We start from the raw sequence: 26677 nt of genomic DNA on the forward strand, positions 1-26677 counted from the left end.
TTCTACCTAGGGCCGCCGGCCCGCGCGATCAATGGCTCAGACCAGCCCGACCAGGGCAAGTCCCAGGCCCGAGATGAAAAGCCAGGCCAGCGCCCCCAGCGCCAGCGGCCGGATGCCCTTGGCGTGCAGCTTGCGCAGGTCGGTTTCCAGCCCCATCGCGGCCAGCGCCACGGTCAGCAGGGACGAGGTCAGGGTGACGACCTGGGCCTTGGCGCCCTCGGGCAGCGGCAGGGCGCTGTTCAGCAGCACCACGGCGATGAAGCCCAGCACGAACCAGGGCGTGGGCGCGCTGCCATGGGCGCTGCCGCCGCGACGGCGGGCCAGCGCACCCAGCGTCAGGATCATCGGCGCCAGCAGGATCACCCGGCTCAGCTTGGCGACGGTGGCGGCCTGGCCGGCCTCGGCCCCGTGCTGGAAGCCGGCGCCGACGACCTGCGCCACCTCGTGGATGGTCGCGCCGGTCCAGATGCCGTAATGCGCCGCATCCATGCCCATCAGGCTGCCGAGTACCGGCATGGCGATCATCGACAGCGAGCCGAAGACGGTGACGCAGGCGATGGCATAGGCCACGTCCTCGTCCGCGCCGCGGGTGACGGTATTCGTCGCGATCACCGCCGAGGCGCCGCAGATCGAGGTGCCGGCGGCGATCAGCTCGGCCAGCCGCCGCTCGACCCCCAGCGCCCGGCCGGCCCATTTGGTGAACAGAAAGGTCGCGGCCAGCGTGACCGAGATCACCGCCAGCCCCGGAAGGCCGACGGCGCGCAGCTGCGCCAGCGTCAGCTGGAAACCCAACAGCACGATGGCCAGGCGCAGGATCCGCCGCAGCGAGAAGGTGATCCCCGGCTGCGCCACCGCAGGCGTGCCGATCAGGTTGCGGACCGCGATGCCCAGCACCATGGCCACCACCAGCGGGCTGAGCGCCGGGGTGCCCGACAGGCGCTGAACTGCCATGGCTGCCACCGCGATGCCGAAGGTCAGCCCCAGCCCCGGCAGGGTCGCCGCAAACCAGGTGACGAAACCCGGGGTTCCGCTTTGTGCATGATCCATCTGGGACATGATTCCGCTCCTTTGCCTTCACGGCGGAACATGGTTCCCGAACGCTTATCATTCCATCGCATTATATTTGTCAGATCGTTCGATTTGACTTATGTATCGGGCATGACCCTGGAACAGCTCCGCATCTTCCTGGCCGTGGCCGAGCGCCAGCATGTCACCCGCGCGGCCGAGGTCCTGGGCCTGACCCAATCCGCGGTCAGCGCCGCGATCTCGGCGCTGGAGGCGCGCCATGGCGTGCGGCTGTTCGACCGCGTCGGCCGGCGCATCGTGCTGACCGATGCCGGCACCGCCTTCATGGCCGAGGCCCGTGCCGTGCTCGACCGGGCCGAGACCGCCGAGATGGTGCTGGAGGATCTGGCGCGCGAACCGCGCGGCCGGCTACGCCTGCATGCCAGCCAGACCGTCGCCAGCTATTGGCTGCCGCCCCGGCTGGTGGCGCTGCGCGACCTGCATCCGGGCATCGAACTGCGGCTGACGGTCGGCAATACCACGCAGGTTGCCGATGCCGTGGCCGAGGGCGCGGCCGACATCGGCCTGGTCGAAGGCGAGGTCGCCCATGGCGGGTTGCATCTTCAGGTGGTGGCGCGGGACCGGCTGGTGCTGGTCATGGCGGCGGACCACCCTTGGGCGGGACTGACCGAGGCGCCGCTGGCGCAGCTTGCCGCCTGCCCCTGGGTCTTGCGCGAGCCGGGCTCGGGCACGCGCTCGGCCTTCGAGCATTGGCTGGCGGGGCAGGGACTGTCGGTCGCCGACCTGCCCGAGACGCTGGACCTGCCCTCGAACGAAGCGGTGCTGAGCGCGGTGGCCGCCAGCCGCCGGCTGGCCGCGCTGTCGCATCGCGCGGTCGAGACGGCGGCGGCCGCCGGGCGCATCCGCAGCCTGCCGCTGCCGGGGGCCGAGCGGCCGTTTTCGCTGCTGACCGATCCGCGGCGGCATTGCACCCGCGCCATGCAGGCGCTGATCGGCCTGCTGGTGGGCTGACGCGAAAAGGCCTGCGCCCTCGGGAGGGAAGGCGCAGGCCGTCGTCTCGGCGACGCGGGAGGGCCGGTGTCGCGCGACCCGTCCCGCAGCGCGAGAGACCTCTAGCCGTGCTGCGGCACGGTGTTCGAGACGGGCGTGTCCTCGTCCAGGATGTCCAGCGTCGGCATGTCCTCGCCGTCCAGCACCCGGCGGGCGCGGTCGCGGTCGATGTCCCCGACCCACGAGGCGACGACCACGGTGGCGACGCAATTGCCCAGGTAGTTCCCCAGCGCCCGGGCGATGCCCATGAACCAGTCCACCGACAGCACCAGCACAAGGCCGATGGCCGGGATGGCCGGGATCGCGGCCAGCGTCGCGGCCAGGATCACGATGGCCGAGCCGGGAACCCCATGCGCGCCCTTCGAGGTGATCAGCGCCACGCCCAGGATCGCCAGCAGATCGCCCGTCGCCAGCGGCGTGTTCGTCGCCTGGGCGATGAAGACGGCGGCCAGCGTCAGGTAGATCGAGAAGGCGTCCAGGTTGAAGGAATAGCCGGTCGGAACCACCAGGCCCACGGTCGAGTCCTTGATGCCCAGGTGTTCCAGCTTGCGCATGGTCTGCGGCAGCACCGAGTCGCTGGATGCCGTGCCGGCGACGATGCCGATTTCCGTGCGCAGGTAGCGCAGCAGCTTGAAGATGCTGAAGCCCGCGACCCGCATCACCAGACCCAGCACCACGAAGACGAAGATGGCGATGGTGACGTAGAACAGCGCGACCAGCGAGCCCAGCTGCGCCAGCGATGCGATGCCGTATTTGCCGGTGGTGAAGGCGATGGCGCCGAACACGCCCAGCGGCGCCAGCCGGACGATGAAGGACATGATCTTGAAGGTGGTGTCGCCGACCAGCTCGATCATGCCCAGCAGCGGCGCCCCCCGCGGCCCGACCAGCGACAGCGCGCAGCCGAACAGCACCGAGACCAGCAGCACCTGCAGCACGTCGCCCTCGGCGAAGCCGCTGACCATGGTGGTCGGGATCAGCTTCATCAGGAAGGCGATGGTGCCGCCGTCGCTGACCTCATGCGCGCGGTCGACATAGGCCGACAGCGCCGAGGCGTCCAGCGTGCTGACGTCGATGTTCATGCCGTGGCCCGGCCCGAACAGATAGGCGATGGCCAGGCCCAGGGTCAGGGCGATGGTGGTGATGACCTCGAAATAGATGATGGCGCGCACGCCGACCTTGCCGACCTTCTTCAGGTCGCCCGCGCCGGCGATGCCATGCACCACGACGCAGAAGACGATGACCGGGATCAGCATCTTGATGAGCTTTATGAAACCGTCTCCCAGCGGCTTCATCTTGGCGGCGAATTCGGGCGCGAAGAAGCCGGCGGCAATCCCCAGCACCAGCGCCACGCAGACCTGTCCAAACAAGGACCGGGACCAATTCGGCATATGTCGTTCCTCCCTGCGACCGGCGGCGCTTTTCCGGCCGCCCGATACTGGAATTCTTGGTGAAATGTCACCTGTGTGTCTAATATCGATTTACAGGGTATCTATAGGGTGACGATATGAGAATACGCCAATTGCGCTGTTTCGTGGTGCTGGCCGAAGAGCTGAACTATACCCGCGCGGCCAAGCGCCTGCATATGTCGCAGCCACCGCTCAGCACGCAGATTCAGACACTTGAGCGCGAAGTCGGCGCCGAGCTGATCAGCCGCACCAGCCGCCGCGTCGCCCTGACCCGGGCCGGAGAGGTGTTCCTGCAACGGGCGCGCACCATCCTGGACCAATACGAGCGCAGCCTGCAGGAGATTCGCGAAATTCAGCAGGGCCAGGACGGGATGCTGGAAATCGGCGCGACCGGATCGATCCTGCGCGGCGAGCTGGCCGAGCTGCTGGCCCGTTTCGCCAAGGCGCACCCGCGAATCACGCTGCGGGTGCACGAGCAGTCACCGACCGTCCAGATCAGCGAGATCCTCAGCCGCCGCACCGACGTCAGCTTCAACCGCTCGGTGCCGCGCGATCCGGAACTGGCGCATGAATACGGCTGGCGCGAAGAGATGGTGGCCTTGGTGCGCAGCGACCACCGGCTTGCGGGGCGCACCTGCGTCTCGATCCAGGACCTGCGCGAGGACCAGCATGTGGTGCTGCGCCCCGACAGCTCGGATTTCGCCGCCTATGTCATGGCCTGCATCGTCGCCGCGGGCTATCGGCCGCGGGTGTCGCAGCAGGTGGTCGATGCGCAGTCGATCCCCAGCCTGATCGTCGCGGGCTTCGGCGTCAGCATCGTGCCGGCGGGCATCGCCCGGCTGACTTCGGGTCCGCTGAGCTTTCTGCCGATCCGGCCCGATCCGCCGATCTCGGAGGTCTATATCGTCTATCACCACGACGACCCGGTGCCGGCGCTGCGCCTGTTTCTGGACGAGATCCGCCGCAGCCTGGCCCGGGACCGCGGCCGTGACGCCGGGTCGGGCGGGCCGAATACGCTTTGACTCGCGGGTCCGGACGCGCTAGGCGGGCGGCTTGGCTCCGCGTTCCGGGCCGGCGGGCCGTGGAGGGCCCGGCCGCAAAGGGGAATGGTGCCGTCACCCGGATGCGACCCGCATCCCCTTTCTGGCGAAGAACATGAACGACTATGATATTGCCGCGCCCCTGGCCGCGGCGCTGGCGGCCAAGGGCTATGCCAGCCTGACCTCGGTGCAACAGGCGGTGCTGGCGCCTGAGGCGCGGGGCCGCGATTTGCTGGTCTCGGCCCAGACCGGCTCGGGCAAGACCGTGGCCTTCGGCCTGACCATGGCCAGCGACATCCTGGATGGCGAGGCGCTGCCCGTCGCCGACCGGCCGCTGGCGCTGGCCATCGCGCCGACGCGCGAACTGGCGCTTCAGGTCGCGCGCGAGCTGGCCTGGCTTTACGCCGGCGCCCAGATCGCGACCTGCGTCGGCGGCATGGACTATCGCAACGAGCGCCGGGCGCTGGAGCGCGGCGCCCAGATCGTCGTCGGCACCCCCGGCCGCTTGCGCGACCATATCGAGCGCGGCTCGCTGGACCTGTCGGGCCTGCGCGCCGCCGTGCTGGACGAGGCGGACGAGATGCTGGACCTGGGCTTCCGCGAGGACCTGGAGTTCATCCTGGGCGCGGCGCCGGCGGAACGCCGCACGCTGATGTTCTCGGCCACCGTGCCGCCGGCCATTGAGGCGCTGGCCCGCGATTTCCAGCGCGATGCGCTGCGCATCCAGACCCAGGGCGAGGCGCGCCAGCATGGCGACATCGAATACCGCGCCTTTTCGGTCCAGACCCGCGACCGCGAGCACGCGATCTTCAACACGCTGCGTTACTATGAGGCGAGCCGCGCCATCATCTTCTGCAAGACCCGCGCCAATGTGAACCACCTGCTGGCGCGCATGGGCAATCGCGGCTTCAAGGTCGTGGCGCTGTCGGGCGAGCTGTCGCAGCAGGAACGCAGCCATGCGCTGCAGGCGCTGCGCGACGGCCGCGCCCGGGTCTGCATCGCCACCGACGTGGCCGCGCGCGGCATCGATCTGCCGGGGCTGGAACTGGTGATCCATGCCGACCTGCCGACCAATCCCGACACGCTGCTGCACCGCTCGGGCCGCACCGGCCGGGCCGGGGCCAAGGGCACCTCGGTGCTGATCGTGCCGTCTTCGGAATACAAGCGGGCGCAGCGGCTGTTGCAGCGCGCCAAGCTGGTGGCGGAATGGGGCAAGGCGCCCTCGGCCGACGAGGTGCAGGCCCAGGACGACCAGCGCATGCTGGAGCATCCCGGGCTGAACCAGGCGCCGGGCGAGGATGCGGCGCTGGCCGGCGCGCTGCTGGAGCGGTTCGGGCCCGAGCAGGTCGCGGCCGCCTTCCTGCGGCTGTGGCGCGAAGGCCGCCCGACGCCCGAGGAGCTGTCCGAAAGCGCCGGCCCCGCGCCCACCGCCCCGCGCGAGCGCGGCGAATTCGGTCCCTCGGTCTGGTTCATCCTGTCGGTCGGCCATTCCGGCCGGGCCGAGGCGCGCTGGCTCTTGCCGAAGATCTGCGAGACCGGCGGCATCACCCGCGACGAGATCGGCGCGATCCGCGTGAAGACCGACCAGACCTTCGTGCAGATCGCCGCGGCGGTCGCGGGCCAGTTCGGCGAGCGGGCCGAGCTGGAGCCGGGCCTGACCATGCGCCGCATCGAGGGCGAGCCGGTGTTCGAGCCGGCGGCGCCGCGCGAGCGGAAGCCTCGGCAGGGGTATTTGGAAAACAGAGAAGATCAGGCGCCGCGCGAGAAGAAGCCGCATCGCGGGCAGGGCGGCGAGCGGGCCGCCTATGCCGAAACGCCCCGGCCGCAGCCGGTGGAACGGCCTGCGCCGAAAAAGCGCCCGGCCCTGCTGGACCCGGCCGATGTGGCGCCGCGGCCCGCGGCCGAGGCCGAGCCTGCCGAGGCGCCGGTGCGCAAGGCGCGCTGGAGCGCCGAGAAGAAGCAGGCGCAGAAGGGTGCGCCCGCGGCGCCGCGCGCGGCCGGATCCCGGTCGCATGGCGGGCCGGCGCGCGAAGAGCGCGACGGTGCCGAGGCCCGGCCGCGGCGCGCTGTCGGCTTCAAGTCGCACAAGGCCGAGGGCAAGCCGTTCCGCGATGGGCCGAAGCCCGGCTTCAAGGCCGCGCCGAAAGCCGGCGCCAAGCCCGGGCCCAAGGGCAAGCCGAAGCGCTAACGCGCCGTCGCCAGCGCCAGCCCGTCGACCACGGCGGTAAAGGCCTGGGCGCGCAGCTGGCTGGCGCCCGGGCAAAGCCGCCGGGCCTCGTCCGCGACCAGGCCCATCAGGCTGGAGCCACCGACCAGCACCACGCTGCCGATCTGGCCGGGCGTGACGCCGGCCAGGCGCAGCGTCTCGGCCGCGGCCTCGGCCAGCGCATGGCGGTTGGCCGACAGTGCCGCCTCCAGCGTCTCGGGCGTGATGGCCCGCGCCAGCCCCGGCTCGATGAAGCCCATGGCGATGCCGGCCTCGGCGCCGGAATTGGCCGCGATCTTGCCGCGCTCGACCGCGAAGGCCAGTTCATGACCCAGTTCCTCGTCCAGCACCGCGACCAGCCGATCCATCCCCGGCCGGTCCAGCGCCATGCGCGCCATCCCGGCCGCCATGCGCCGGGTCTCGGGCGTATAGAGGAAGGGGATGCGCGCCCAGGTCGCCAGATCCACATAGACCGCGTTCGGCACCGGCAACAGGCCCCGGCCCATCTCGCGCCGCAGGCTGCCGCCCTGTCCCAGCGCCGGCATGGCGTGGCTCAGCGAGACCTGCTGGTCGAAATCCGTGCCGCCCAGGCGGATGCCGTGATTGGCCAGGATCTGCGCCTTGCCGCCCTGGCTGCGGAACACCGAGAAATCCGAGGTGCCGCCGCCGATGTCGACGATCAGCCCCAGCTCGCCCTCGCGCCCGAGGCCATGGCTGGCCAGCGCCGCCGCCTCGGGTTCGGGCAGGAAATCGACCTGCGCGAAGCCGGCAGCCAGATAGCAGCCGCGCAGGTCGGCCTCGGCCCGGGCGTCGCTGGCCGGGTCGGCGTGGAAATGCACCGGCCGGCCCGAGAGCGCGCGGGCAAAGCGTCGTCCCGTCGCCGCCTCGGCCCGCTCGCGCAGCGCGGCCAGGAAGGCCGCGACGATCTCGGCCAGCGTGCGGCGCCGGCCGGCGACCAGCCGCGATTCATGGAAAAGCTCGGTGCCCAGCACGCTTTTCAGCGCCCGCATATAGCGGCCCTCGGCGCCGGCGATCAGCGCCTCGGTCGCGGCCTCGCCGATGCGCATGGCGCCGCCGCGCGCCGGGAAGAAGACGGCGGTGGGCAGGGTCTCGGCCCCCGGCTCGATGGCGAGCCGCAGCGGCCGGCCGTCCCGCAGCACGGCGGCGGCCGAGTTCGATGTGCCGAAGTCGATGGCCAGCGTCTCTGCCATGGCGTTCCCCAGGATCTGCAAAGGGCGCGCTGGTAGCGGCTTTCCGGCCGGGGTGCAAGCGGGCGGCGGCCCGCCCGCCGCGCCGTCAGCCCTGGGTGCTGCGCCAGTGGTCGATGCCGGCCTGGGCCACGGACTGGTCCTGGGACGGGCTGCCCGAGGACACGCCGATGCCGCCGATGACCTGGCCCTCGTGCTCCACCGGCAGGCCGCCCGCAACCACCATCAGCCGGCCGCCAAGCGCCGAGGAGATGCCCCAGGCCGGGGCGCCCGGCTGGCTGGCGGTGCCGTATTCATGCGTGGGCTTGCGGGCCGCGGCGGCGGTGAAGGCCTTGTCGATGGCGATGGTGGCCGAGGTGATCTTGCCGCCGTCCATGCGCGAAAATGCCAGCAGATGTCCGCTTTCGTCGGTCACGGCGATGCACATCGGCACGCCGATCTGGCGCGAATGCGCCTCGGCGCCCTCGATCAGGCGCCGGGCGTCCTGCTGGTCGAGCCGGGTGATGGTCAGCATGGGTTTCTCCTCCTCGTGAAAATCTCGGTCATTCGGCCGGGGTGGGCCGGGCCGCGCCCATGGCCGTGGCGGTGCCATAGCCCCGCGGGTCGAGCCGCAGGACCAGCAGGCCGACCAGCAGCACCGCGGCCAGGAGCAGTTGCCAGCCGGCGGCGAAACCGCCGCGCGCCTCGTGCAGCAGGGCCAGGATCCAGGGCGGCACCGCCGCCAGCAGGAAGCCGCCGCCCTGCATCAGCGCCGCCAGGGCGCCGGCGCCGGCCGGGTCGGGCAGGTGGTCCAGCGCCACCAGCATCATCAATGAAAAGCAACCGCCCAGGCCCGCGCCCAGCAGGAAGGCAGTCGCCCAGGGCGCGGCCAGCGGCTGCACCGCCAGCAGCAGAAACCCCAGTGCCTGAGCGGCGAGGCAGGCCCAAAGCCAGGGCCTGCGGTCGGGGCGGCGCCCGGCCAGCACCGGCATCAGCAGCGCCGCGACCGCCTGGCCCACCGCCAGCACGGCCAGCAGCCCGCCGCTGGCGCCCGCCGTCCAGCCAAGCTCGCGGAATGCCGGCGAGAGCCAGGCGACCGAGGACGAATATCCGCCGTTGATCAGCCCGAAACAGGCCATCAGCAGCCAGACCCGGGGCAGGCGCAGCCAGCCGAGCAGCCCCGCCGCCGTCGCGGCACGCGCCGGGCGGGCGTCGCGCGGCAGCACCCGCGCCACGAGCCAGGCGGTCAGCGCCGCCGGCAGCGCCAGCCAGCCAAGCGCCAGCCGCCAGCTGCCGCTCGCCTCGGCGATCAGCGGCGCGACCTGCGCGCCAAAGGCGCCGCCGCCCATCATCATCGAGGCGTAAACCCCCATGGCCAGGCTGATGCGGCGCGGAAACTCGCGCTTGATGATGGTCGGGAATACCGCCTGCACCACCGCCGCGCCCAAGCCCAGAAGCAGCGCCGAGCCCAGCATCTGCGTCCCCGAGCCCGCCACCAGCCGCAGGGCCGAGCCGGCCGCCAGCACCAGAAGCGCCGCCACCGTGGCGCGCCGCGCGCCCAGCCGGGCCTGCAAGGCCGGGCCGAAGAAGGCGCCGGCGCCCATCAGCAGGACCGGCAGCAAGGTCAGCAGCGCCAAGCCCTGCATGCCCAGCCCGGTCGTCGCCGCGACCTTCGGCGCCACGGGGCCGAGCCCGGTCAGGAAGGGCCGCAGCGCCAGCCCGACCAGCGCCACCAGCCCCAGAAGCAGGGGTCGGTCGCCGGATCTGGTCTGCTCCATCGCTTGCCTTCCTGGCCCGGGGCCGCCTGTCTCGCACCCGATCCCACGTCCGGCACGGCGGCAGATTATCCCGGCCGGGGCGCTGCGATAATCAACAATCTCCGAAAGCTGACGCAAGTTTTGCTGTATAATGGCCCTCGGCCCCTGCACCCGCGCCATAGCGGCCCTGCGCCGGCGCCTCTATACGACGGGCGTGCATTGTGGCTTAACGGGACAATCTCAAATTGCCGGAGGCGCGCAAATGGCATCCGTTCTCATCAACCTCGCAATCTTCGCCGCGCTGATCATGGCGCTGGCCCGCCTGCAGGGCGGGCATCTGTCGCTGTCGGTGCGGGTCTTCATCGGCCTGGTGCTGGGCACCCTGTTCGGCATCGGCCTGCAACTGGCCTATGGCACCGAGTCCGAGGCGCTGCAGACCACGATCAACTGGATCAATATCGTCGGCAACGGCTATGTGCAGCTCTTGCAGATGGTGGTCATGCCGCTGGTCTTCGCCGCCATCCTCAGCGCGGTGGCGCGGCTGCACGACGCCTCGGCCTTAGGCAAGATCTCGGCGCTGACGCTGGGCACGCTTCTGGGCACCACGGCGATCGCGGCCTTCGTGGGCGTGGTCATGTCGCTGACCTTCGGGCTGACCGCCGAGGGGCTGGCGCAGGGCGCGGCGGAAACCGCGCGGCTGACGGCGCTGGAATCGACCTATGCCCCCAAGGTCGCCGACCTGACCGTGCCGCAGCTGATCCTGTCCTTCATTCCGAAGAACCCCTTCGCCGACCTGACCGGGGCGAACCCGACCTCGATCATCTCGGTGGTGATCTTTGCGGCCTTCCTGGGCGTGGCGGCGATCCGGCTGGTCCGGCGCGATGCGGAAAAGGGTCACGCCCTGCTGGCGCTGATCGACATGCTGCAGGCCTGGATCGGCCAGCTGGTGCGGCTGATCATGGGGCTGACGCCCTATGGCGTCATGGCGCTGATGACCAAGATGGCGGCGACCTCGAACGCGGCCGACATCCTGAACCTCGGCAAGTTCGTCATCGCCTCCTATATCGGCCTGGCGATCATGTTCGTGGTGCATGGCGTGCTGCTGACCCTGACCGGGGTGAACCCGCTGACCTTCTTTCGCAAGATCGTCCCGGCGCTGAGCTTCGCCTTCTCCAGCCGCTCCAGCGCCGCGACCATTCCGCTCAACGTCGAGATCCAGACCCGCCGGCTGGGCATCCCGCAGACCATCGCCAGCTTCTCGGCCTCGTTCGGGGCGACCATCGGGCAGAATGGCTGCGCCGGGCTCTATCCGGCGATGCTGGCGGTGATGGTGGCGCCGACGGTCGGCATCAACCCGCTGGACCCGGCCTGGATCGCGACGCTCATCGCCATCGTGACGCTCAGCTCGGCCGGGGTCGCAGGGGTCGGCGGCGGCGCCACCCTGGCGGCGCTGATCGTGCTGCCGGCCATGGGCCTGCCGGTCACGCTGGTCGCACTCCTGATCTCGGTCGAGCCGCTGATCGACATGGGCCGCACCGCGCTCAATGTCTCGGGCTCGATGACGGCGGGCACGGTGACCTCGCAGATCCTCGGCCAGACCGACCGCAGCGTGCTGCAGAACCCCGAGGCGGGCGAGCTGCAGAACGCCTGAACGAACCGGGGCGCCGCAACGGAACGGCGCCCCGGCTTTCTCTGTTTTCCAAATACCCAGAACCCGGCCGCGCAGCTAGCGCAGGCGCAGCCGCGGCAGCGATGCCGCCGCCGCCACCCAGGCCAGCACCGCGCACAGCGCGATGGCCGGCACCATGGTCGCCGCGGTATTGTCCAGAAGCGGCCCGGTGACGGCGATCATCAGCCCGCCGGTCAGCATCTGCACCGTGCCGCCCAGCGACGAGGCGAGCCCCGCGATGTCGGGATGCGGGTCCAGCGACATCACCATGGCCGTCGGCAACACCAGTCCCAGGCAGGCATTGCCGATAAACAGCCCCGCGACCACCACCGGCAGCGCGTCGATCCCGGCCAGCACTACGGCAGACAGCAGCAGAGTCGCCAGCGCGAATCCGGTGATCGCCAGCGAGATCACCCGCTCCATCCCGAAACGCTCGGCCAGCCGCCCGGCGAATTGCGTGGCCGAGAAAAAGCCGATGGCATTGACCGCGAAGGCCAGGGAAAAGCCGGTCGGGCTGAGCCCGTATTGCCGGGTATAGACGAAGCTCGCCGAGGCCAGGAACACGAAGAAGCTGGCCATGCCGAAGCCGCCGATCATCGTCAGCCCCAGGAAACGGCGGTCGCCCAGCAGCCGGCGCGCGCCGGCCAGCATCTCGGCCAGCCGCACCGGGCGGCGCTGCGCGACGGCCAGCGTCTCGGGCAGGGCAAAGACGATCAGCCCCAGGCTGACGGCGGCCGCGACGGCCAGGACCGCGAAGATCTCGCGCCAGCCGCCCCAGGCCATCACCGCCGAGCCGGTCAGCGGCGCCAGCATCGGCGAGACCGAGATCACGATCATAATCGCCGCCATCATCCGCGCCGCCGCGGGCCCGGTCGCCATGTCGCGGATCACCGCGCGCGGCACCGCCATCAGCGTCGCGGCGCCCAGGCCCTGCACGGCGCGGGCCGCGATCAGCCAGCCGATGTCGGGCGCCAGGCTGGCGGCGATGGTCGCGGCCAGGAAGATCGCGACGCCGATCACCAGCGGCGGCTTGCGGCCCAAGGCATCCGACAGCGGGCCATAGATCATCTGCGCAATGCCGAAGACGATGAAATAGGCGGTCAGCGTCAGCGCGGCGCCAGCCTCGCTGGTGCCGAGATCGCTCGCCACCTCGGGCAGCGCGGGCAGGTACATGTCGATCGCGAAGGGACCGACGGCGGAAAGCAGGCCAAGCAGCAGGGCCATGCGGAACAGGGGATCACGCATCGGAAAACCTGTAATGTCTCAGAATATGGGAAAAGCGGACGCAGAATCGCGCCATTGGGTCATTCGCCGCCGCCGCAGGTCTGATGCCATGATCGCGCCCCGCCCGCAACCCCGTCCGCGCGGTTGATAAATGTTCATCGGCGCAAATGCGGCTTTCCCAAGGCCGACCGCTCGCCGCACCATGACCATCTGTCGCCATCTTCTGTCGCGGAGGTCGCGGATGAGACTCTATCACCTGATTTTCATGGCCCAGGTCGCCGGGATGCTCGGACTGGTCGGGGCCGCAGTGTTTTATTGGTAGCGCCGTCAAAGCCATGGCTTGACAGCTTCGCCGGACGTGCAACATTGGCGCCATGAACAAAGTGGCTGATTGGTTGACACACAAAAGCCCGGTCAGTCGGAAAAACGCCGCCGAAACGGTGTTCGAGGATCTGAGAGGCGCCATCCTGGCCGGCCAGCTGCCGGTCGGCACCCGCTTGCCTTCCGAGGCCAAGCTGGCCGAACGCTATGGCGTCAGCCGCCCGATCATCCGCGAGGCCATGCGCTCCTTGCAGACGCTGGGCCTGACCCGCAGCCGCAGCGGCAGCGGCAGCTTCGTGATCTCGGACCGCCAGGCGCCGGAACTGGCCTATGGCCATTACTCGGCGCGCGAGCTGATCGAGGCCCGGCCCTTCATCGAGATCCCGGCCGCCGGCTGGGCCGCGCTGCGCCGCACGCCCGAGCAGATGGCGCGGCTGATGCAGCTCTGCGACAGCATGGAACGCCAGGAGGACGCGCTGAAATGGGTGCGGCTGGACAGCGATTTCCATTTCCTGATCGCCGAGGCGGCGCAGAATGCGGTCTTTGCCCGCATCGTCACCGATTCCCGCGATGCGCTCATGCGGCAGTCCGAACTGGTGAACCTGATGGCGGACCGCCGGGTGACCTCGAATGACGAACATCGCCGCATCGCGCAGGCGATCTCGGCCGGATCCGAGGACGAGGCGCGGGCGGCGATGCGCGAGCATCTCGACGAGGTCGAGCAGGCGATGACCTGGATCATCGGCCAGGCCCCTCGCGGCGCCTGAACCCGATCCTTGCGGCGATGGCCGTCCCGCGGCAACTTTCCTGCGTGCGACGGCGGATTTCGGCATATTTCCATACCAGCATGCTTGACCCGGGGCAGGGCTTGCCGCTAATCCGGTAAATCTGTCAGACAGGTTCGCGGGTCGTGTGCCCGCGCCTCGGCAGCCCGCGACCAGCGAGGGGGAAGGATGATGCGCACCCATGCCGAAGGCACGGCGACCATGACCGGCAGCCCGCCGGTGCTGGCGGTGCTGGCGACCGGCGGCACCATTGCCAGCCGCCGCGGTGCCGATGGCGCCGCCCGGCCCAGCCTCAGCGGCCGCGACCTGCTGGCGCTGGTGCCGCCGATGCAGGTCGAGCTGCGCCCGCGCGAGGTGCTGGCCAAGGATTCCGCCAGCCTGACGCTGGCCGACATGCAGGCGATCAGCGACGCGGTCGGCGCGCAGCTGGCCGACCCGGCCATCGACGGCGTGGTCGTGCTGCATGGCACCGACGCGATGGAGGAAACCGCGCTGCTGGTCCAGCTCCAGCATCAGCCCGCGAAGCGGGTGGTGTTCACCGGCGCGCAATTCGCCGCCGACCATCCGCAGTCGGACGGGCCGCGCAACCTGGCCGATGCGCTCGGCGCGGCCATGGCGCCGGGCAGGGGGGTGTCGCTGGTCTTCGGCGGCCGGGCGCTGCCGGCCTGGGGGCTTTACAAGGAAGCCTCGGATTCCCCCGAAGCCTTCGAGCGCGCCGCCGAAGAGGAACCGTCTCTGGACCGCGCCCTGCCGGCGCCGGTCGCGGGCCTGCGCGTCGACATTGTCGCCACCCATCCCGGCAGCGACGGGCTGCATCTGGATGCGAGCCTTTCCGCGGGGGCGCGGGGCATCGTCATCTCGGCCATGGGCTCGGGCAATGCGACGCCGGAACTGGTCGCGGCCATCGCCCGGGCCCGGGCGCAGGGCGTGCCGGTGGTGGTGTCGAGCCGGGTGCCGCGCGGGCTGCTGGCGCCGATCTATGGCGGTGGCGGCGGTGGCCACGACATGCGCCGGGCCGGGGCCATCCATGCCCGCATCCTGCGGCCCGGACAGGCGCGCATCCTGTTGGCGGCGCTGCTTGCCAATGGCTGCCCCGAGGCCGAGATCGCCCGCGCCTTCGAGGCGGGGCCGGACTGAGGCTTGGCGCCGGCCGGGACATGATGATAAGGTCATGCGACCCGTCCCCTGAATAGCGATTCCGCCATGTCTCTGCCTCCCGCCCGGTTGATGCTGAAGCCGGCCCAATTGCGCCTGATCCAGCAGATCGCCGAGCATGGTCAGTTGCAGCTGGCCGCCGAGACGGTCGGCATGACCCAGCCCGCCGCCTCGCGCATGCTGGCCGAGATCGAGAACCAGGTCGGCGCGCAGCTGTTCCTGCGCCAGCCCAAGGGCATGGAGCCGACCGAGATCGGCCGCGCCGTGCTGCGCCGCGCCCGCGTCATCCTGCGCGAGATGGTCAGCATGGCCTCGGACGTGCGGGCGCTGCGCGAGGGGTTCGGCGGCACGCTGCGCGTCGGCGCGGTGACCGGGCCGGCGGTGGGTTACCTGGTCTCGGCCATCCGCGAGATCAAGCAGAGCGCGCCCGATGCCGACATCACCGTCGACGTGATGCCCTCACGCGAGCTTCTGGGCCATCTCGCGGCGGGCGAGATGGATTTCGTCCTGGCCCGCATCCTGCCGGAATTCGACAGCCAGGATTTCAACATCCTGCCGATGCGCGACGAGAAGGTGACCTTCCTGACCCGCGCCGGCCATCCGCTGAGCCGCGCGCCCGCCGTCACGTTGACCGAGCTTGCCGGACAGGAATGGATCATGCAAAGCCGCGGCGCCCCGATCCGCGAGGCGGCGCTGGCGGCCTTTGCCGATGTCGGGCTGGCCGAGCCGAAGAACATCGTCAACAGCCCGTCGCTTCTGCTGACCATCGCCTATCTGGCGCAATGCGACGCCGTGGCGCCGATGTCCGAGGAGGTGGCCGAATTGCTGATCCGGCCGCCGGTCTCGGCCGGCTTCGCCATGCTGCAGATCCCGCACGAGATCCGGGTCTCGGCCTATTACCTTTTGGACCTGAAGCGCCGGCCGCTGTCGCCCCTGGCGCAGCGGCTGCGCGAACGGCTGATCACGCTGTCGCGCAGCCCGGTGCGGGCGGTGTTTTCCTAGGCCCGGCCGGCCGCGCCGTGCTGCCAGACCGCATGGCGGATGCGCGCCCGCTTGTAGGCGTCGAAGATCGCCATGGCATGGACGAAGAAGCCGCCGGCGAACTGGCCGACGAAGGACACGTCCGGCGCCGCCGTCTTCAGGGTAAAGCCGCCGAGCAGCAGCATGAAGAACAGGAAGATCAGCCCGCGCAGCGGCTCGCGGTTCCAGACCTGGCCCGAGCCGGGCAGCACGATGGCCAAGGCCAGCACCAGATAGGGGTTGGGCGGAGAATTCATGCGCATCTCGCTTGTTCGGAAGCGGCCGCCGCATCGGCCAGGATGTCGCGGCGCAGCCGGGCCAGCGCCTCCAAGAGTGGCGCCAGGCTGTGCGGCGCCAGCGGCGCGCGGCCCATCTCGGCTTCGCGGAAGATCAGGTAGCGGCCGCGCTCGGCCTCGTCGGCCAGCCAGGTGACGCGCAGCCCGGCGGGCGAGATCACCAGTTCCTTCACGCGCGGATCGTCGAAGATCGCGCGATGGCGCGACAGCAGCGCCGCCTCGGCCGGGCTCAGCGCGGTCTCGCTGCGCAGCGTGGCGTCATGGGGAAAGCCCTCGGGCAGCAGCGTCTGGTGCGGCAGCTGGTCGAAGGCGGAAAACGGCTCGATCCCGCGCGGCCGGGCCATCATGTGGATGCGCTGCCCGACCGGCAGGCGGCCGGGCTGCGTGACCAGAAGCCACAGCGCCGGCAGCTTGCGGAAGGTCAGCGTGTCGGGCACCGCCTGCAGGTCGGTCTCGGTCCCGGCGATGCGGCCCGAGACCCGGGCGAAGCCGGTGGGCGCGAAGGCCCGCCGCGCCGCCCGCATCTGCGGCAGCACCAGGTCGAAATAGCCGGCGCGGGCGGCTTGGCGCCGGCCCGCGTCGGTGTAAAGTCGCAGGGCCAGCCAGGCCAGCCCCAGGCCAAGGATGACGGCAGTCCAGGCTGCTGCCGGCATCGTCAATAGCCCTTCGGCTTGGGCCAGGGCATGGTGAACTGCGCGCCCCGGTTCACGAAGCGGTAGCGCCAGAAGTGGAACCACAGCGACACGACGATGTAGAAGGCGATCATCGCGACCAGCTGGGTGCCATAGCCCAGGAAGACCGCGAAGAAGGCCATGCCGCACAGCGCCAGCAGCGCAAAGGCCGGCAGCGGGTGGAACGGATGCTCATAGCCGCGCTTGATGGTCTCGAGCGGCCATTTGCGCCGGAACAGGATGATGTTCAGCGGCATGAAGGTGTATTCCAGCAGGCCCGACAGGATCGAGAAAGTGATGACCTGATCGATCGGCGCGCCCAGGGCGAAGATCAGCGCGATCGGCACCAGGAAGATGATCGAGCGATAGGGCGTGCGGTATTTCGGATGCACCGCGCCGAACCAGCCCGGCAGGTAGCGGTCGCGGGCCATGGCAAACCAGGCGCGGCTGGCGTCGTTGATGCAGCCGTTGGCCGAGGCCAGGGTGGCGAACATCGTGCCGATGCCCAGGAACACCATCAGGAAGGTCGAGCCCGAGAGCCGCGCCGCGTCGAAGAGCGGCACCCCGGCCTGGCCCAGGTATTCCCAGGGCATCAGCCCCGAGCACACATACCAGGTCAGCGTCGCCGCGATGGCCAGCGTCATCACCCCGGCCAGCGTGCCGAAGGGCAGGGACCGGGCCGGGCTGCGCACCTCTTCGGCGGCTTGGGTGGTGCCCTCGATCCCGAGGTAATACCACAGGCCGAAATGCATCGCCGCCAGTACGCCCAGCCAGCCATAGGGCATGGCGGCCGCGCCGCTCATCAGCTCGGCATGGCGCAGCGGGCTGACGCCGACCACGCCCGAGGTGGCCAGGAACAGCACGATCACCGCGGTGAAGGCGATGGCGGTGATGACCAGGTTGAAGGTCAGCGTCGCCAGCACGCCGCGATAGTTCAGCCAGGCCAGAAACATGATCGCCAGGATGATGAACGGCCGCTGGTCCAGGCCGGAATGCCCGCTCATCGTCGCCACCGTATCGACCAGGAAGCCGAAGGTGATCGCATTGGCCGCCTCGAGCATCGTATAGGCAAAGACCAGATACAGCCCGACGTTGAAGGCCATCAGCGGCCCGACGATATGCTTGGCCTGGGTATATTGCCCGCCGGCCGCGGCGACGGTCGATGTCACCTCGCTGTCGATCATGGCCACGCAGGTGTAGAGGATGCCCGCGAACCAGCAGGCCATCAGCGCGGCATAGGCGCCGCCCTTGCCGACCGAGAAGTTCCAGCCCATGTATTCGCCGACCAGAACGATGCCCACCCCCAGCGCCCAGACGTGGGCGGGGCCGAGGACCCGGGCAAGGCCGACGTGTTCGGTTTGTTGTGCCTGCGCCATGTTACCCCCGGTGATGTTGTTCTTCGGTCAGGGCCTCCAGCTCGCCTTCGCGCGAAGAGGTCAGGAACTCTTCGCTGTAGGTGCTGTCGGTCTTGATCCAGTTGAGCACGATGAACAGCCCGAACAGGGCCGAGGCACCCCAGGCCGCGTATTCCAGATAGTTCCACAGATCCATGTTCGCCCTCACTCGCCGAACTTCTCGGCGATCACGTCGCGATATTCCTTTTCGGAAAAGCGCAGCAGGATCGCGTAATACCCAACGATGACCACGATCATCACGACCAGCGCGCCGATCGAGAAGCTGTAGTCGAAACGGGCGGTGATCAGTTCGGCCGCCGAGGCCGGGTCGGCATAGCCGAGCTTCTGCCACTGCTCGACCATCGCCGGGTTCTGGCCCAGCGTTTCCCAGGTCGGGTTTTCAATGGGCTGGGGGGTTTTCGCGGACCCGGCCAGGCCGAGCCACAGCGGAATGTACAGGGCGCCGATGGCCATGATCAGCAGCACGATCACGTCGATGATCTGGCCCACCTTGCCCTGGACCGGGGCGACATATCTAGCCATGGCGCAGCGCCCTCTTGGCCTCGCGGGCCTCGTCCAGGAACTGGATGTCGAGCCCGTACATGAAGTCGCGGTCCTCGCGGTAATGGCGCAGCATCGCCATGATGGCGGCCGAGTTGAACAGCAGCACCACCGCCCCCGCGATCAGCAGGATCGTCCGCGCCGAACCGGTGGGCGCAAGCGCCCAGGTTTCCAGCGCCACGAAGATGATGGCGAACCAAAGTCCCAGGATGAATGCCACGGCCACGGCGATGTCGCGCCGGTGCATGGACTCGATCCGTCTTGTCAGATCTGACACGTTCTCTCCTCCCTAGAGGCCCGCTTTTTGGTTGGTCTTTCGGCGCCGGGCCACAACACCAGTGTTTCTGCGGTCGAAAACTTTTTTCTCTCCAAGAAACGTGTGCTGCGGCAATCTGTCAAGTTTCTTCTGCCGCGGAATGCCGATCAGTTGCCGAATCCGGCCCGCCGCACCCGCCGGACGGCAAGGCGCCCCGCAGCCGGAACCGGGCGCGGGGCGCGTGTTTTCGTCGTCATCTCATGGAGTTGTCGTCAGGCCGGGACGCCGGCCCGGCCGCGGCCTAGCGTGCCACGGTCACGGTGCAATGGGCGCGGGCCATGACATCGGCCGCGACCGAGCCCAGCATCAGTCGCGACAGGCCGCGCTTGTCGCCGGTGCCGACGACGATCTGGTCGTAACCATTGCCCTCGGCATAGGAAACGATGCCGGCCGCGGCCTCGCGGCTGACGATGTCGACGCGCTTCGGATCGGCCACGCCGTTCTGCTGGGCCAGCGCGGTGGCGCGGTCCAGCTTCTCCTCCATCTCCTTGTCGGTCCAGTGATGGATGACCGGGCCGCGCGCCCCGCCATGCGCGATATTGACCACGCAGATGGTCATCGGCACGCCGAATCGGGCCGCCAGTTGCGCGGCATAGACGACGGCCAAATCGGAATGTTCGGTGCCATCGGTCGGACATAATATCTTCTGGATCATCGGATCTCCTCCCCTCCTGCTATCCACGAGTCGGGACGCTTCCATGAATCATGCCGTCCTGCCAAGGGTTTTCGCGATCCGCGACGAAGCATCGCGGGCGGCGTGACCCGAATCACCCTGCGGTCGGGCGTTCGGAAACCGGTGCCGGCGCCGGTCAGCCCCAATAGGCGGAAGCCATGAATTCGCGCTTGTCGCAGCCGCGCGAGACCGCCGAGCGACCGAAACCACCCGCATCAGCGCCAAGCCCCGGCGCCAGCGCGCCGGCATCGACCCGGGTCCCTTCCACCGTGACGCCAAATTCGTCCAGCAGCGTGGCGGCCGTGTCCTGCAAGGTGCCGATCAGCCGCTTTTCCGGCGCGTGCAGATCCAGCCGCGCGCCGTGGCCGTCGGTGAGAGCGTCATGGCGCAGCCCAGACCAGCAGGGTCGGGCTGTCCGGGGTCTCGACCAGTTCCAGCTCCCATGCGGCGGCCCGCGCCTCAGCGCGGCCTTCGGCCTGCGATCGCTCGGCAATCAGCCCTGCGCCTCGCGGTCCAGCAGCGCCTGCTTGCGGGCGACGCCCCAGCGATAGCCCGACAGCCCGCCGTCGCTGCGGATCACCCGGTGGCAGGGGATGGCGACGGCCAGGCGGTTCGCGCCGCAGGCCTGGGCCACGGCGCGGGTGGCGGCAGGGGCGCCGATGCGGGCGGCGATCTCGGCATAGCTGGCGGTGCTGCCCGGCGGGATCTGGCGCAGCGCCTGCCAGACGCGTTGCTGGAAAGCGGTGCCGCGAATGTCCAGCGGCAGGTCGAGGCCGATGCCCGGGGCCTCGACGAAGCCGACGACCCGGGCGACCACGGCCTCGAACTCGGCGTCGCCGCCGATCAGCCGCGCGGCGGGAAAGCGGTCCTGGAAGTCGCGCAGCAGGGCCTCGGGCGTATCGCCAAGCGCGATGGCGCAGATGCCCTGCCGGCTTTGCGCGACCAGCAGGGCACCAAGCGCGCATTGCGCCAGCGCGAAGCGGATCTCGGCCCCGGCGCCGCCCCTGCGATAGGCCGAGGGCGCCATGCCCAGCATGTCGCCGGCCGTCTCGTAGAAGCGGCTGTTCGAGTTGAAGCCGGCCTCGTAAAGCGCGCCGGTCACGCTGTCGCCGTCTTCGAGCCGGGCGCGCAGCCGCCCCGCGCGATGGGCGCCGGCATATTCGCGCGGCGTCAGCCCGGTCTGCGCCTTGAACAGGCGGTGGAAGTGAAACCGGCTCAGCCCGGCGGCCTCGGCCAGTTCGTCCAGCGAGGGCGGGGTCTCGGCCGCCTCGATCAGCCGGCAGGCGGCGGTGACCAGCGCGGCATTGGCCTCGGCCAGACCGGCGCCGCGCGGGTTGCAGCGCCGGCAGGGCCGGAAGCCCGCCGCCTCGGCCGCCGCCGGATCGGGAAAGAAGCCGACATTTTCGGGCTTTGCCCGGCGGGCGGGGCAGGAGGGCCGGCAATAGACCCCGGTCGTGCGCACCGCATAGACGAAGCTGCCGTCGGCGCCGGCATCGCGGGCCAGCACCCGCTGCCAGCGCGGATCCTCGGCCGTCGCAAGGGGCTCGTGCTGCATGGTCTGTCCTTTCGTCGCTGATGTCATAGCATCTTTGCACGCGGGGGGCAGCGGTCGCCTCCGGTCGCTTGCGGTCAAACTCCGCGGGTGCGATTTTCGGCGAACCGCGCCGAAAGAATGATTTTTCGCGCCATGCGGCAGGCCTGGAATTTGCACGAAATTCTTCTTGGAAAGATTTGTTGTCGCAAGACATTCACAAATTCATGCGACAGGGCGACGGTGATCGGCGGCCGTCCGCGCCCGCTTTCGCCGCATGAAGCGAATTGACAGCGCGCCCCTCCGGGGGCGACAGTTCCTTCGGGGAGAGGCGGAGCGGGCGCGCGACGAAAAGGGCCCCGTGCCCCTGCCGGCCGAAAGCGGAGACGCCGTAAAGGCACGATTCGGAGGAAGACCATGCAAAAGACCGTATTCTGGCTTGCCGGGCTGATGGCGCTGCCCGTCGCGGCCGAGGCCAAGACCGAGATTTCCTGGTGGCACGCCATGTCCGGCGCCAATGCCGAGGTGGTGGCCAAGATCGCCGGCGACTTCAACGCCAGCCAGGCCGATTACGAGGTGAAGCCCGTCTTCAAGGGCACCTATCCGGAGACGCTGAACGCCGGAATCGCCGCCTTCCGCGCCGGCCAGGCCCCGGACATCATCCAGGTCTTCGACGTCGGCACCGGCGTCATGATGGGCGCCGAGGGTGCGATCATGCCGGTCGCGCAGGTGCTGGAAAAGGGCGGCACCAAGTTCGACAAGAGCCAGTATCTGCCCGGCATCGTCGGCTATTACTCGACGCCCGAGGGCGAGATGCTGTCCTTCCCCTACAACTCCTCCTCGCCGATCCTGTATTACAACAAGGACATCTTCGAAAAGGCCGGGCTGGACGTCGACAATCCGCCCAAGACCTGGGCCGAGGTCTGGGCCGCCGCGCGCAAGATCAAGGAGTCGGGCGCGGCCACCTGCGGCTATACCTCGACCTGGCTGACCTGGATCCATACCGAGAATTTCGCCGCCTGGAACAATGTCAGCTGGGGCACGAACGAAAACGGCCTGGCCGGCACGCCCGAGCTGAAGATCGACGGCCCGCTGTTCGTCAAGCATTTCCAGGAGCTTGCGGATCTCTCGAAAGAGGGCGTCTTCGTCTATGGCGGCCGCACCAGCGAGGCCAAGCAGAACTTCACCTCGGGCGAATGCGGCATCCTGACCGAAAGCTCGGGCGGCCTGGGCGATATCGTCAAGTCGGGCATGAACTACGGCATCGGCCAGCTGCCCTATGACGAGACCGCCGAGGCCGCGCCGCAGAACACCACGCCGGGCGGCGCCTCGCTGTGGGTGATGGGCGGCAAGTCGGATGAGACCTACAAGGGCGTCGCGGCCTTCTTCCAATACCTGTCGCAGACCGATGTGCAGCAATATCTGCACGAGCAGTCGGGCTATCTGCCGGTGACGCTGGCGGCTTATGAGGCGACCAAGGCCACGGATTTCTATCAGAAGAATCCGGGGCGCGAGACGCCGATCCTGCAAATGATGGGCAAGGAGCCGACCGAGAACTCCAAGGGCGTGCGGGCGCCGAACCTGCCGCAGCTGCGCGATATCCAGAACGAGGAATACGAGAAGATGCTGTCGGGCCAGCAGGATGCCGCGACGGCGCTGAAGAACGCGGTCACCCGCGGCAATGCCGCGATCAAGGAAGCCGCCGGCGGCTGAGCCATGACGCGGGCCGGGCGCGCCCTTCGCGCCCGCCCATCCAAAGGGGGACGGATGAGACGCACGGTCTTTCCGCACAAGCTGTTGCCCTGGCTGCTGGTGGCGCCGCAGCTGGCGATCACGCTGATCTTCTTCTATTGGCCGGCGGCGCAGGCCTTTCGCCAGTCGCTGCTGAAGGAGGACGCCTTCGGCCTGAAGACCAGCTTCGTGGGCCTGGCGAATTTCCGCAAGGTGCTGGCCGATCCGGCCTATCTGAACGCGCTTCAGGTCACGGTGATCTTCTCGGCGCTAGTGGCGTTCCTGGCCATGGCGATCGCGCTGTTCCTGGCGGTGCAGGCCGAGAAGGTGGTGCGCGGCAAGGGTTTCTATCGCACGCTGATGATCTGGCCCTATGCGGTCGCCCCGGCCATCGCCGGCATGCTGTGGCTGTTCATGTTCAACCCCAGCTTCGGCACGCTGGCCTGGCCGCTGCGGCAGATGGGGATCCGCTGGAACCCGCTGCTGAATGCCGACCATGCCATGATGCTGGTGGTGGCGGCGGCGACATGGAAGCAGATCAGCTATAATTTCCTGTTCTTTGTCGCGGGCTTGCAGGCGATTCCTCGATCTCTTCTGGAAGCGGCCGCCATCGACGGCGCCTCGCGCCGGCATGCTTTCTGGACCATCGTTTTTCCGCTGCTGGCGCCGACGACGTTTTTCCTGCTGGTCGTCAACACAGTTTACGCTCTCTTCGACACCTTCGGCATCATCCATGCCGTGACTGGCGGCGGACCCGGCAAGGCCACCGAAACGCTGGTCTACAAGGTCTATAACGACGGTTTCGTGAACCTGATCATGGGCGATTCCGCCGCGCAGTCGGTGATCCTGATGGTGATCGTGATCGCGCTGACCGCCTTCCAGTTCCGGTTCATCGAGCGGAGGGTGCATTATGGCTGAAGCGTCCCCCCTGGCCCCGCGCGGCGCCGGCCGCATGGTGGCGCATTTCTGGATGATCCTCGGCGTGATCGTGGTGGCCTTTCCGGTCTATTATGTCTTCATCGCCTCGACCCACAGCACGCAAACCATCCTGCGCCCGCCGCTGCCGCTGCTGCCCGGACCCGAGGCGGCGGCGAATTACCGCGACGCCTTCACCGGCGGCATCAGCAAGATCGGCGGCGTCAGCCTGTGGCGGCTCCTGGCCAATACCACCATCGTCGCCATGGGCATCGCGCTGGGAAAGATCGCGATCTCGATGGCCTCGGCCTATGCCATCGTCTTCTTCCGGTTTCCGCTGCGCATGGCCTGTTTCTGGCTGATCTTCATCACCCTGATGCTGCCGGTCGAGGTGCGCATCCAGCCCACCTACAAGGTGATGGTGGACCTGGGCCTGATCGACACCTATCCCGGGCTGATCCTGCCGCTGATCGCCTCGGCCACCGCGACGCTGCTGTTCCGGCAGTTCTTCATGACCATCCCGGACGAACTCTTGGAGGCGGCGCGGGTCGATGGCGCCGGGCCCTGGCGGTTCTTTCGCGACATCCTGTGGCCGCTGTCGCTGACCAATGTCGCGGCGATCTTCGTGATCCAGTTCATCTATGGCTGGACGCAATATCTGTGGCCGCTGCTGGTCACCAATTCCAACGAGATGAACACCATCGTCATCGCGCTGAAGAAGATGATCTCCTTTGCCGATGCCGATACGCCCTGGAACCTCGTGATGGTGACCTCGGTGCTGGCGATCCTGCCGCCGATCCTGGTCGTCGTGCTGATGCAGCGCTGGTTCGTCAAGGGCCTGGTCGAGACGGAGAAATAGATGGCCGGCATCACCCTTACCGACGTTCGCAAGAGCTATGCGGGCAATCAGGTCATCCACGGCATCAGCACGCGGATCGCCGACGGCGAATTCGTGGTCATCGTCGGCCCCTCGGGCTGCGGCAAGTCCACGCTGCTGCGCATGGTCGCGGGGCTCGAGGCGATCACCGCGGGCACCATCGAGATCGGCGGCAAGGTGGTCAATGACCTGGAGCCGCGCGCCCGCGACATCGCCATGGTGTTCCAGAACTATGCGCTCTACCCGCATATGTCGGTGCGCGAGAACATGGCCTATGGGCTCAAGATCGCCAAGATGTCCAGGTCCGAGATCGAATCCCGCGTCGCCAGGGCGGCCGAGATGCTGGAGCTTCAGCCCTATCTGGACCGCAAGCCGCGCGCGCTGTCGGGCGGCCAGCGCCAGCGCGTCGCCATGGGCCGCGCCCTGGTGCGCGAGCCAGCGGCGCTGCTGCTGGACGAGCCGCTGTCGAACCTGGACGCGAAACTCCGCGTGCAGATGCGCTTGCAGATCAAGGAGATGCACCTGCGCACCGGCCAGACCACGCTTTACGTCACCCATGACCAGGTCGAGGCGATGACGCTGGCCGACCGGCTGATCGTGATGAACAAGGGCGTGGCCGAGCAGATCGCCACGCCGCTCGAGGTCTATGAACGCCCGGCCAGCGAATTCGTCGCCGGCTTCATCGGCTCGCCGGCCATGAACATCCTGGCCGTCGATTCCGAGGCCGGCACGGTCACGCTGCCCGGCGGCACCCGGCTGCCGCTCTCGGGCCTGCCGCGCGCCGGCGCCTTGCACTTCGGCATCCGGCCCGAGCACCTGCGGCTGGCGCAGCCCGGCGAGGCGGCGATCCCGGTGGTGCTGCGCTCGGTCGAGCGGCTGGGCGCCGATGCCTTCGGTTATGGCATGGTCGAGGACACGGATATGGCCATGGTCCTGCGCCTGCCTGGCACCAGCCCGGCCGCGCGTGGCGACCGCATCGGCGTGGTGCCGGACATGGCGCATCTGCATTTCTTCGATCCCGAGACCGGCCGCCGCATCGAAGCGTGAGGGTTTTCCCTCATCGCGGCGTGATTTCCCCTCAGCAATGCGGGATTTCCGCGGCCCGCGCCGATTGACGGCCGGCCGGCGCCGGCGACACATTCCGCGGGCGGCATCGCGGCGATGCCCGGCAAGGGAGGGACAAGGAATATGGGCATGACATGCCGGACGGCGCTGGCGCTGGTCCTGGGAATCGGGCTGGCCGCACCGGCCATGGCCGAGGGGGCGAAGATCGGGGTGGCGATGACCGGTTTCGACAACCCCTTCCTGACCATCCTTCTGAACGGCATCAAGGCCGAGGCGCAGAAGGATGGCGCCGAGCTGCTGCTCGAGGATGCGCAGCTGGACGTGGCCCGGCAGCAGAACCAGGTGCAGAACTTCATCGCCAACGGCGTCGATGCGATCATCGTGAACGCGGTCGATGGCGCGGCCACCCAGGCGATGACGCAGATGGCCGAGCAGGCCGGCGTGCCGCTGGTCTATGTGAACCACCCGCCGATCAATTTCGAAAGCCTGCCCGCAGGCACCAGCTTCGTCGGCTCGAACGAGACCGAAGGCGGCACGATGGAAGCCGCCGCCGTCTGCAAGCAGTTGGGCGGCAAGGGCGATGTCATGGTGCTGATGGGTCCCTTGGAGAACGAGGCATCCGGCCTGCGCACCAAGGCCATCGAAAGCGTGATCGCGACGCCGGACTGCCAGGGCATGACGATCGTCGACCGCCAGGTCGGCAACTGGAACCGCACCCAGGGCCAGGACATCACCGCGAACTGGCTGACCGCCGGCACGCCTTTCGATGCCATCATCTCGAACAATGACGAGATGGCGATC

General features: G+C 68.9%; 27 protein-coding genes. 12 read left to right on the plus strand and 15 right to left on the minus strand.

What is annotated here, in order from left to right:
* Positions 1-36: 36 nt before the first annotated feature.
* Positions 37-1056, minus strand: coding sequence for a YeiH family protein (locus E3D03_RS08305; protein WP_318013718.1), 1020 nt, complete (start codon positions 1054-1056; stop codon positions 37-39).
* Between the two features lie 102 nt (positions 1057-1158).
* On the opposite strand from E3D03_RS08305, the gene E3D03_RS08310 reads away from it, so the two are divergent.
* A complete protein-coding gene (locus tag E3D03_RS08310; RefSeq protein ID WP_263566575.1) occupies positions 1159-2037 on the plus strand; it encodes a LysR family transcriptional regulator in 879 nt (292 codons plus the stop codon).
* Positions 2038-2138: 101 nt separating this feature from the next.
* Here the strand turns inward: E3D03_RS08310 and E3D03_RS08315 are convergent, their stop codons facing one another.
* Entirely contained in the window at positions 2139-3464 is a 1326-nt protein-coding gene (locus E3D03_RS08315; protein WP_263566576.1) for a C4-dicarboxylate transporter DctA, read from the minus strand.
* Positions 3465-3580: 116 nt separating this feature from the next.
* On the opposite strand from E3D03_RS08315, the gene E3D03_RS08320 reads away from it, so the two are divergent.
* Both E3D03_RS08320 and E3D03_RS08325 read left to right on the plus strand, forming a co-directional pair.
* Complete coding sequence (locus tag E3D03_RS08320; RefSeq protein ID WP_263566577.1) at positions 3581-4504, plus strand: LysR family transcriptional regulator; 924 nt, start codon at positions 3581-3583, stop codon at positions 4502-4504.
* A 133-nt stretch (positions 4505-4637) separates the two neighbouring features.
* The gene (locus tag E3D03_RS08325; RefSeq protein ID WP_263566578.1) at positions 4638-6710 is read left to right on the plus strand and encodes a DEAD/DEAH box helicase; all 2073 of its coding nucleotides are present in this window, start codon (positions 4638-4640) and stop codon (positions 6708-6710) included.
* Here E3D03_RS08325 and E3D03_RS08330 read toward each other — a convergent pair.
* From E3D03_RS08330 to E3D03_RS08340, 3 genes are all read right to left on the minus strand, one after another.
* The gene (locus tag E3D03_RS08330; protein WP_263566579.1) at positions 6707-7939 is read right to left on the minus strand and encodes an Hsp70 family protein; all 1233 of its coding nucleotides are present in this window, start codon (positions 7937-7939) and stop codon (positions 6707-6709) included. The genes E3D03_RS08325 and E3D03_RS08330 overlap by 4 nt on opposite strands.
* 85 nt (positions 7940-8024) lie before the next feature.
* On the minus strand, positions 8025-8450 hold the full coding sequence (locus E3D03_RS08335; protein WP_263566580.1) for a GlcG/HbpS family heme-binding protein: 426 nt from the start codon (positions 8448-8450) through the stop codon (positions 8025-8027).
* A gap of 28 nt (positions 8451-8478) precedes the next feature.
* On the minus strand, positions 8479-9693 hold the full coding sequence (locus E3D03_RS08340) for an MFS transporter (RefSeq protein WP_263566581.1): 1215 nt from the start codon (positions 9691-9693) through the stop codon (positions 8479-8481).
* A 241-nt stretch (positions 9694-9934) separates the two neighbouring features.
* Here E3D03_RS08340 and E3D03_RS08345 point away from each other — a divergent pair, with 241 nt between their 5' ends.
* Positions 9935-11323, plus strand: a complete 1389-nt coding sequence (locus E3D03_RS08345) for an L-cystine transporter (RefSeq protein ID WP_263566582.1) — start codon at positions 9935-9937, stop codon at positions 11321-11323.
* Between the two features lie 75 nt (positions 11324-11398).
* On the opposite strand, the gene E3D03_RS08350 is transcribed toward E3D03_RS08345, so the two are convergent.
* Positions 11399-12586 carry a multidrug effflux MFS transporter gene (locus E3D03_RS08350; protein WP_263566583.1) on the minus strand — a complete coding sequence of 396 codons (1188 nt, stop codon included), beginning with the start codon at positions 12584-12586 and terminating at the stop codon, positions 11399-11401.
* Positions 12587-12960: 374 nt separating this feature from the next.
* Here E3D03_RS08350 and E3D03_RS08355 point away from each other — a divergent pair, with 374 nt between their 5' ends.
* From E3D03_RS08355 to E3D03_RS08365, 3 genes are all read left to right on the plus strand, one after another.
* Positions 12961-13653, plus strand: a complete 693-nt coding sequence (locus E3D03_RS08355) for a FadR/GntR family transcriptional regulator (RefSeq protein WP_263566584.1) — start codon at positions 12961-12963, stop codon at positions 13651-13653.
* A 186-nt stretch (positions 13654-13839) separates the two neighbouring features.
* Positions 13840-14808 carry an asparaginase domain-containing protein gene (locus E3D03_RS08360; RefSeq protein ID WP_263566585.1) on the plus strand — a complete coding sequence of 323 codons (969 nt, stop codon included), beginning with the start codon at positions 13840-13842 and terminating at the stop codon, positions 14806-14808.
* Between the two features lie 66 nt (positions 14809-14874).
* Positions 14875-15828, plus strand: coding sequence for a LysR family transcriptional regulator (locus E3D03_RS08365; protein ID WP_263566586.1), 954 nt, complete (start codon positions 14875-14877; stop codon positions 15826-15828).
* On the opposite strand, the gene E3D03_RS08370 is transcribed toward E3D03_RS08365, so the two are convergent.
* The 9 genes from E3D03_RS08370 to ada all read right to left on the minus strand — a co-directional run bounded on the left by E3D03_RS08370 (position 15825) and on the right by ada (position 21312).
* Entirely contained in the window at positions 15825-16103 is a 279-nt protein-coding gene (locus E3D03_RS08370) for a hypothetical protein (RefSeq protein WP_263566587.1), read from the minus strand. The genes E3D03_RS08365 and E3D03_RS08370 overlap by 4 nt on opposite strands.
* A complete protein-coding gene (locus E3D03_RS08375) occupies positions 16100-16795 on the minus strand; it encodes a hypothetical protein (protein ID WP_263566588.1) in 696 nt (231 codons plus the stop codon). Before E3D03_RS08375 ends, E3D03_RS08370 begins: the two co-directional genes overlap by 4 nt.
* A 2-nt stretch (positions 16796-16797) precedes the next feature.
* Positions 16798-18189, minus strand: a complete 1392-nt coding sequence (locus E3D03_RS08380) for an APC family permease (RefSeq protein ID WP_062563130.1) — start codon at positions 18187-18189, stop codon at positions 16798-16800.
* Position 18190: 1 nt separating this feature from the next.
* The gene (locus E3D03_RS08385; RefSeq protein WP_172823769.1) at positions 18191-18364 is read right to left on the minus strand and encodes a hypothetical protein; all 174 of its coding nucleotides are present in this window, start codon (positions 18362-18364) and stop codon (positions 18191-18193) included.
* Between the two features lie 8 nt (positions 18365-18372).
* Positions 18373-18750 (minus strand): hypothetical protein, encoded by a 378-nt coding sequence (locus tag E3D03_RS08390; protein WP_062563131.1) that lies wholly within the window; start codon positions 18748-18750, stop codon positions 18373-18375.
* Positions 18743-19045 (minus strand): hypothetical protein, encoded by a 303-nt coding sequence (locus E3D03_RS08395; RefSeq protein ID WP_263566589.1) that lies wholly within the window; start codon positions 19043-19045, stop codon positions 18743-18745. Before E3D03_RS08395 ends, E3D03_RS08390 begins: the two co-directional genes overlap by 8 nt.
* Before the next feature lie 280 nt (positions 19046-19325).
* On the minus strand, positions 19326-19739 hold the full coding sequence (locus E3D03_RS08400) for a universal stress protein (protein ID WP_062563133.1): 414 nt from the start codon (positions 19737-19739) through the stop codon (positions 19326-19328).
* 154 nt (positions 19740-19893) lie between these two features.
* Positions 19894-20250, minus strand: coding sequence for a hypothetical protein (locus E3D03_RS08405; protein ID WP_263566590.1), 357 nt, complete (start codon positions 20248-20250; stop codon positions 19894-19896).
* Positions 20251-21312 (minus strand): bifunctional DNA-binding transcriptional regulator/O6-methylguanine-DNA methyltransferase Ada, encoded by a 1062-nt coding sequence (gene ada / locus E3D03_RS08410; RefSeq protein WP_263566591.1) that lies wholly within the window; start codon positions 21310-21312, stop codon positions 20251-20253.
* Positions 21313-21705: 393 nt separating this feature from the next.
* Here ada and ugpB point away from each other — a divergent pair, with 393 nt between their 5' ends.
* The 5 genes from ugpB to E3D03_RS08435 form a co-directional block, all read left to right on the plus strand.
* Positions 21706-23001 (plus strand): sn-glycerol-3-phosphate ABC transporter substrate-binding protein UgpB, encoded by a 1296-nt coding sequence (gene ugpB / locus E3D03_RS08415; protein ID WP_263566592.1) that lies wholly within the window; start codon positions 21706-21708, stop codon positions 22999-23001.
* 54 nt (positions 23002-23055) lie between these two features.
* Positions 23056-23937, plus strand: coding sequence for a sn-glycerol-3-phosphate ABC transporter permease UgpA (ugpA, locus tag E3D03_RS08420; protein ID WP_263566593.1), 882 nt, complete (start codon positions 23056-23058; stop codon positions 23935-23937).
* Positions 23930-24793, plus strand: coding sequence for a sn-glycerol-3-phosphate ABC transporter permease UgpE (gene ugpE, locus E3D03_RS08425; protein ID WP_062563138.1), 864 nt, complete (start codon positions 23930-23932; stop codon positions 24791-24793). The genes ugpA and ugpE overlap by 8 nt, the downstream gene beginning before the upstream one ends.
* The gene (locus E3D03_RS08430; protein ID WP_263566594.1) at positions 24794-25858 is read left to right on the plus strand and encodes a sn-glycerol-3-phosphate import ATP-binding protein UgpC; all 1065 of its coding nucleotides are present in this window, start codon (positions 24794-24796) and stop codon (positions 25856-25858) included. It begins immediately after the preceding gene.
* Positions 25859-26005: 147 nt separating this feature from the next.
* Positions 26006-26677 (plus strand): substrate-binding domain-containing protein (locus E3D03_RS08435; RefSeq protein ID WP_263566595.1); only part of this gene is annotated, 672 nt, incomplete at its 3' end.

Source organism: Paracoccus sp. DMF, assembly GCF_004407025.1.
Taxonomy (GTDB): domain Bacteria; phylum Pseudomonadota; class Alphaproteobacteria; order Rhodobacterales; family Rhodobacteraceae; genus Paracoccus; species Paracoccus aminovorans_B.

Bases quoted from the DNA above. Each gene is read 5' to 3' on its own strand.
- E3D03_RS08310 (WP_263566575.1), top strand. From the start codon at position 1,159: ATGACCCTGGAACAGCTCCGCATCTTCCTGGCCGTGGCCGAGCGCCAG.
- E3D03_RS08315 (WP_263566576.1), bottom strand. From the start codon at position 3,464: ATGCCGAATTGGTCCCGGTCCTTGTTTGGACAGGTCTGCGTGGCGCTG.
- E3D03_RS08400 (WP_062563133.1), bottom strand. From the start codon at position 19,739: ATGATCCAGAAGATATTATGTCCGACCGATGGCACCGAACATTCCGAT.
- E3D03_RS08385 (WP_172823769.1), bottom strand. From the start codon at position 18,364: ATGGATCTGTGGAACTATCTGGAATACGCGGCCTGGGGTGCCTCGGCC.
- E3D03_RS08365 (WP_263566586.1), top strand. From the start codon at position 14,875: ATGTCTCTGCCTCCCGCCCGGTTGATGCTGAAGCCGGCCCAATTGCGC.
- E3D03_RS08360 (WP_263566585.1), top strand. From the start codon at position 13,840: ATGATGCGCACCCATGCCGAAGGCACGGCGACCATGACCGGCAGCCCG.
- E3D03_RS08335 (WP_263566580.1), bottom strand. From the start codon at position 8,450: ATGCTGACCATCACCCGGCTCGACCAGCAGGACGCCCGGCGCCTGATC.
- E3D03_RS08330 (WP_263566579.1), bottom strand. From the start codon at position 7,939: ATGGCAGAGACGCTGGCCATCGACTTCGGCACATCGAACTCGGCCGCC.
- E3D03_RS08390 (WP_062563131.1), bottom strand. From the start codon at position 18,750: ATGGCTAGATATGTCGCCCCGGTCCAGGGCAAGGTGGGCCAGATCATC.
- ugpA (WP_263566593.1), top strand. From the start codon at position 23,056: ATGAGACGCACGGTCTTTCCGCACAAGCTGTTGCCCTGGCTGCTGGTG.
- ada (WP_263566591.1), bottom strand. From the start codon at position 21,312: ATGCAGCACGAGCCCCTTGCGACGGCCGAGGATCCGCGCTGGCAGCGG.
- ugpE (WP_062563138.1), top strand. From the start codon at position 23,930: ATGGCTGAAGCGTCCCCCCTGGCCCCGCGCGGCGCCGGCCGCATGGTG.
- E3D03_RS08305 (WP_318013718.1), bottom strand. From the start codon at position 1,056: ATGTCCCAGATGGATCATGCACAAAGCGGAACCCCGGGTTTCGTCACC.
- E3D03_RS08325 (WP_263566578.1), top strand. From the start codon at position 4,638: ATGAACGACTATGATATTGCCGCGCCCCTGGCCGCGGCGCTGGCGGCC.
- E3D03_RS08430 (WP_263566594.1), top strand. From the start codon at position 24,794: ATGGCCGGCATCACCCTTACCGACGTTCGCAAGAGCTATGCGGGCAAT.
- E3D03_RS08345 (WP_263566582.1), top strand. From the start codon at position 9,935: ATGGCATCCGTTCTCATCAACCTCGCAATCTTCGCCGCGCTGATCATG.
- E3D03_RS08380 (WP_062563130.1), bottom strand. From the start codon at position 18,189: ATGGCGCAGGCACAACAAACCGAACACGTCGGCCTTGCCCGGGTCCTC.
- E3D03_RS08350 (WP_263566583.1), bottom strand. From the start codon at position 12,586: ATGCGTGATCCCCTGTTCCGCATGGCCCTGCTGCTTGGCCTGCTTTCC.
- E3D03_RS08370 (WP_263566587.1), bottom strand. From the start codon at position 16,103: ATGAATTCTCCGCCCAACCCCTATCTGGTGCTGGCCTTGGCCATCGTG.
- E3D03_RS08340 (WP_263566581.1), bottom strand. From the start codon at position 9,693: ATGGAGCAGACCAGATCCGGCGACCGACCCCTGCTTCTGGGGCTGGTG.
- E3D03_RS08375 (WP_263566588.1), bottom strand. From the start codon at position 16,795: ATGCCGGCAGCAGCCTGGACTGCCGTCATCCTTGGCCTGGGGCTGGCC.
- E3D03_RS08320 (WP_263566577.1), top strand. From the start codon at position 3,581: ATGAGAATACGCCAATTGCGCTGTTTCGTGGTGCTGGCCGAAGAGCTG.
- ugpB (WP_263566592.1), top strand. From the start codon at position 21,706: ATGCAAAAGACCGTATTCTGGCTTGCCGGGCTGATGGCGCTGCCCGTC.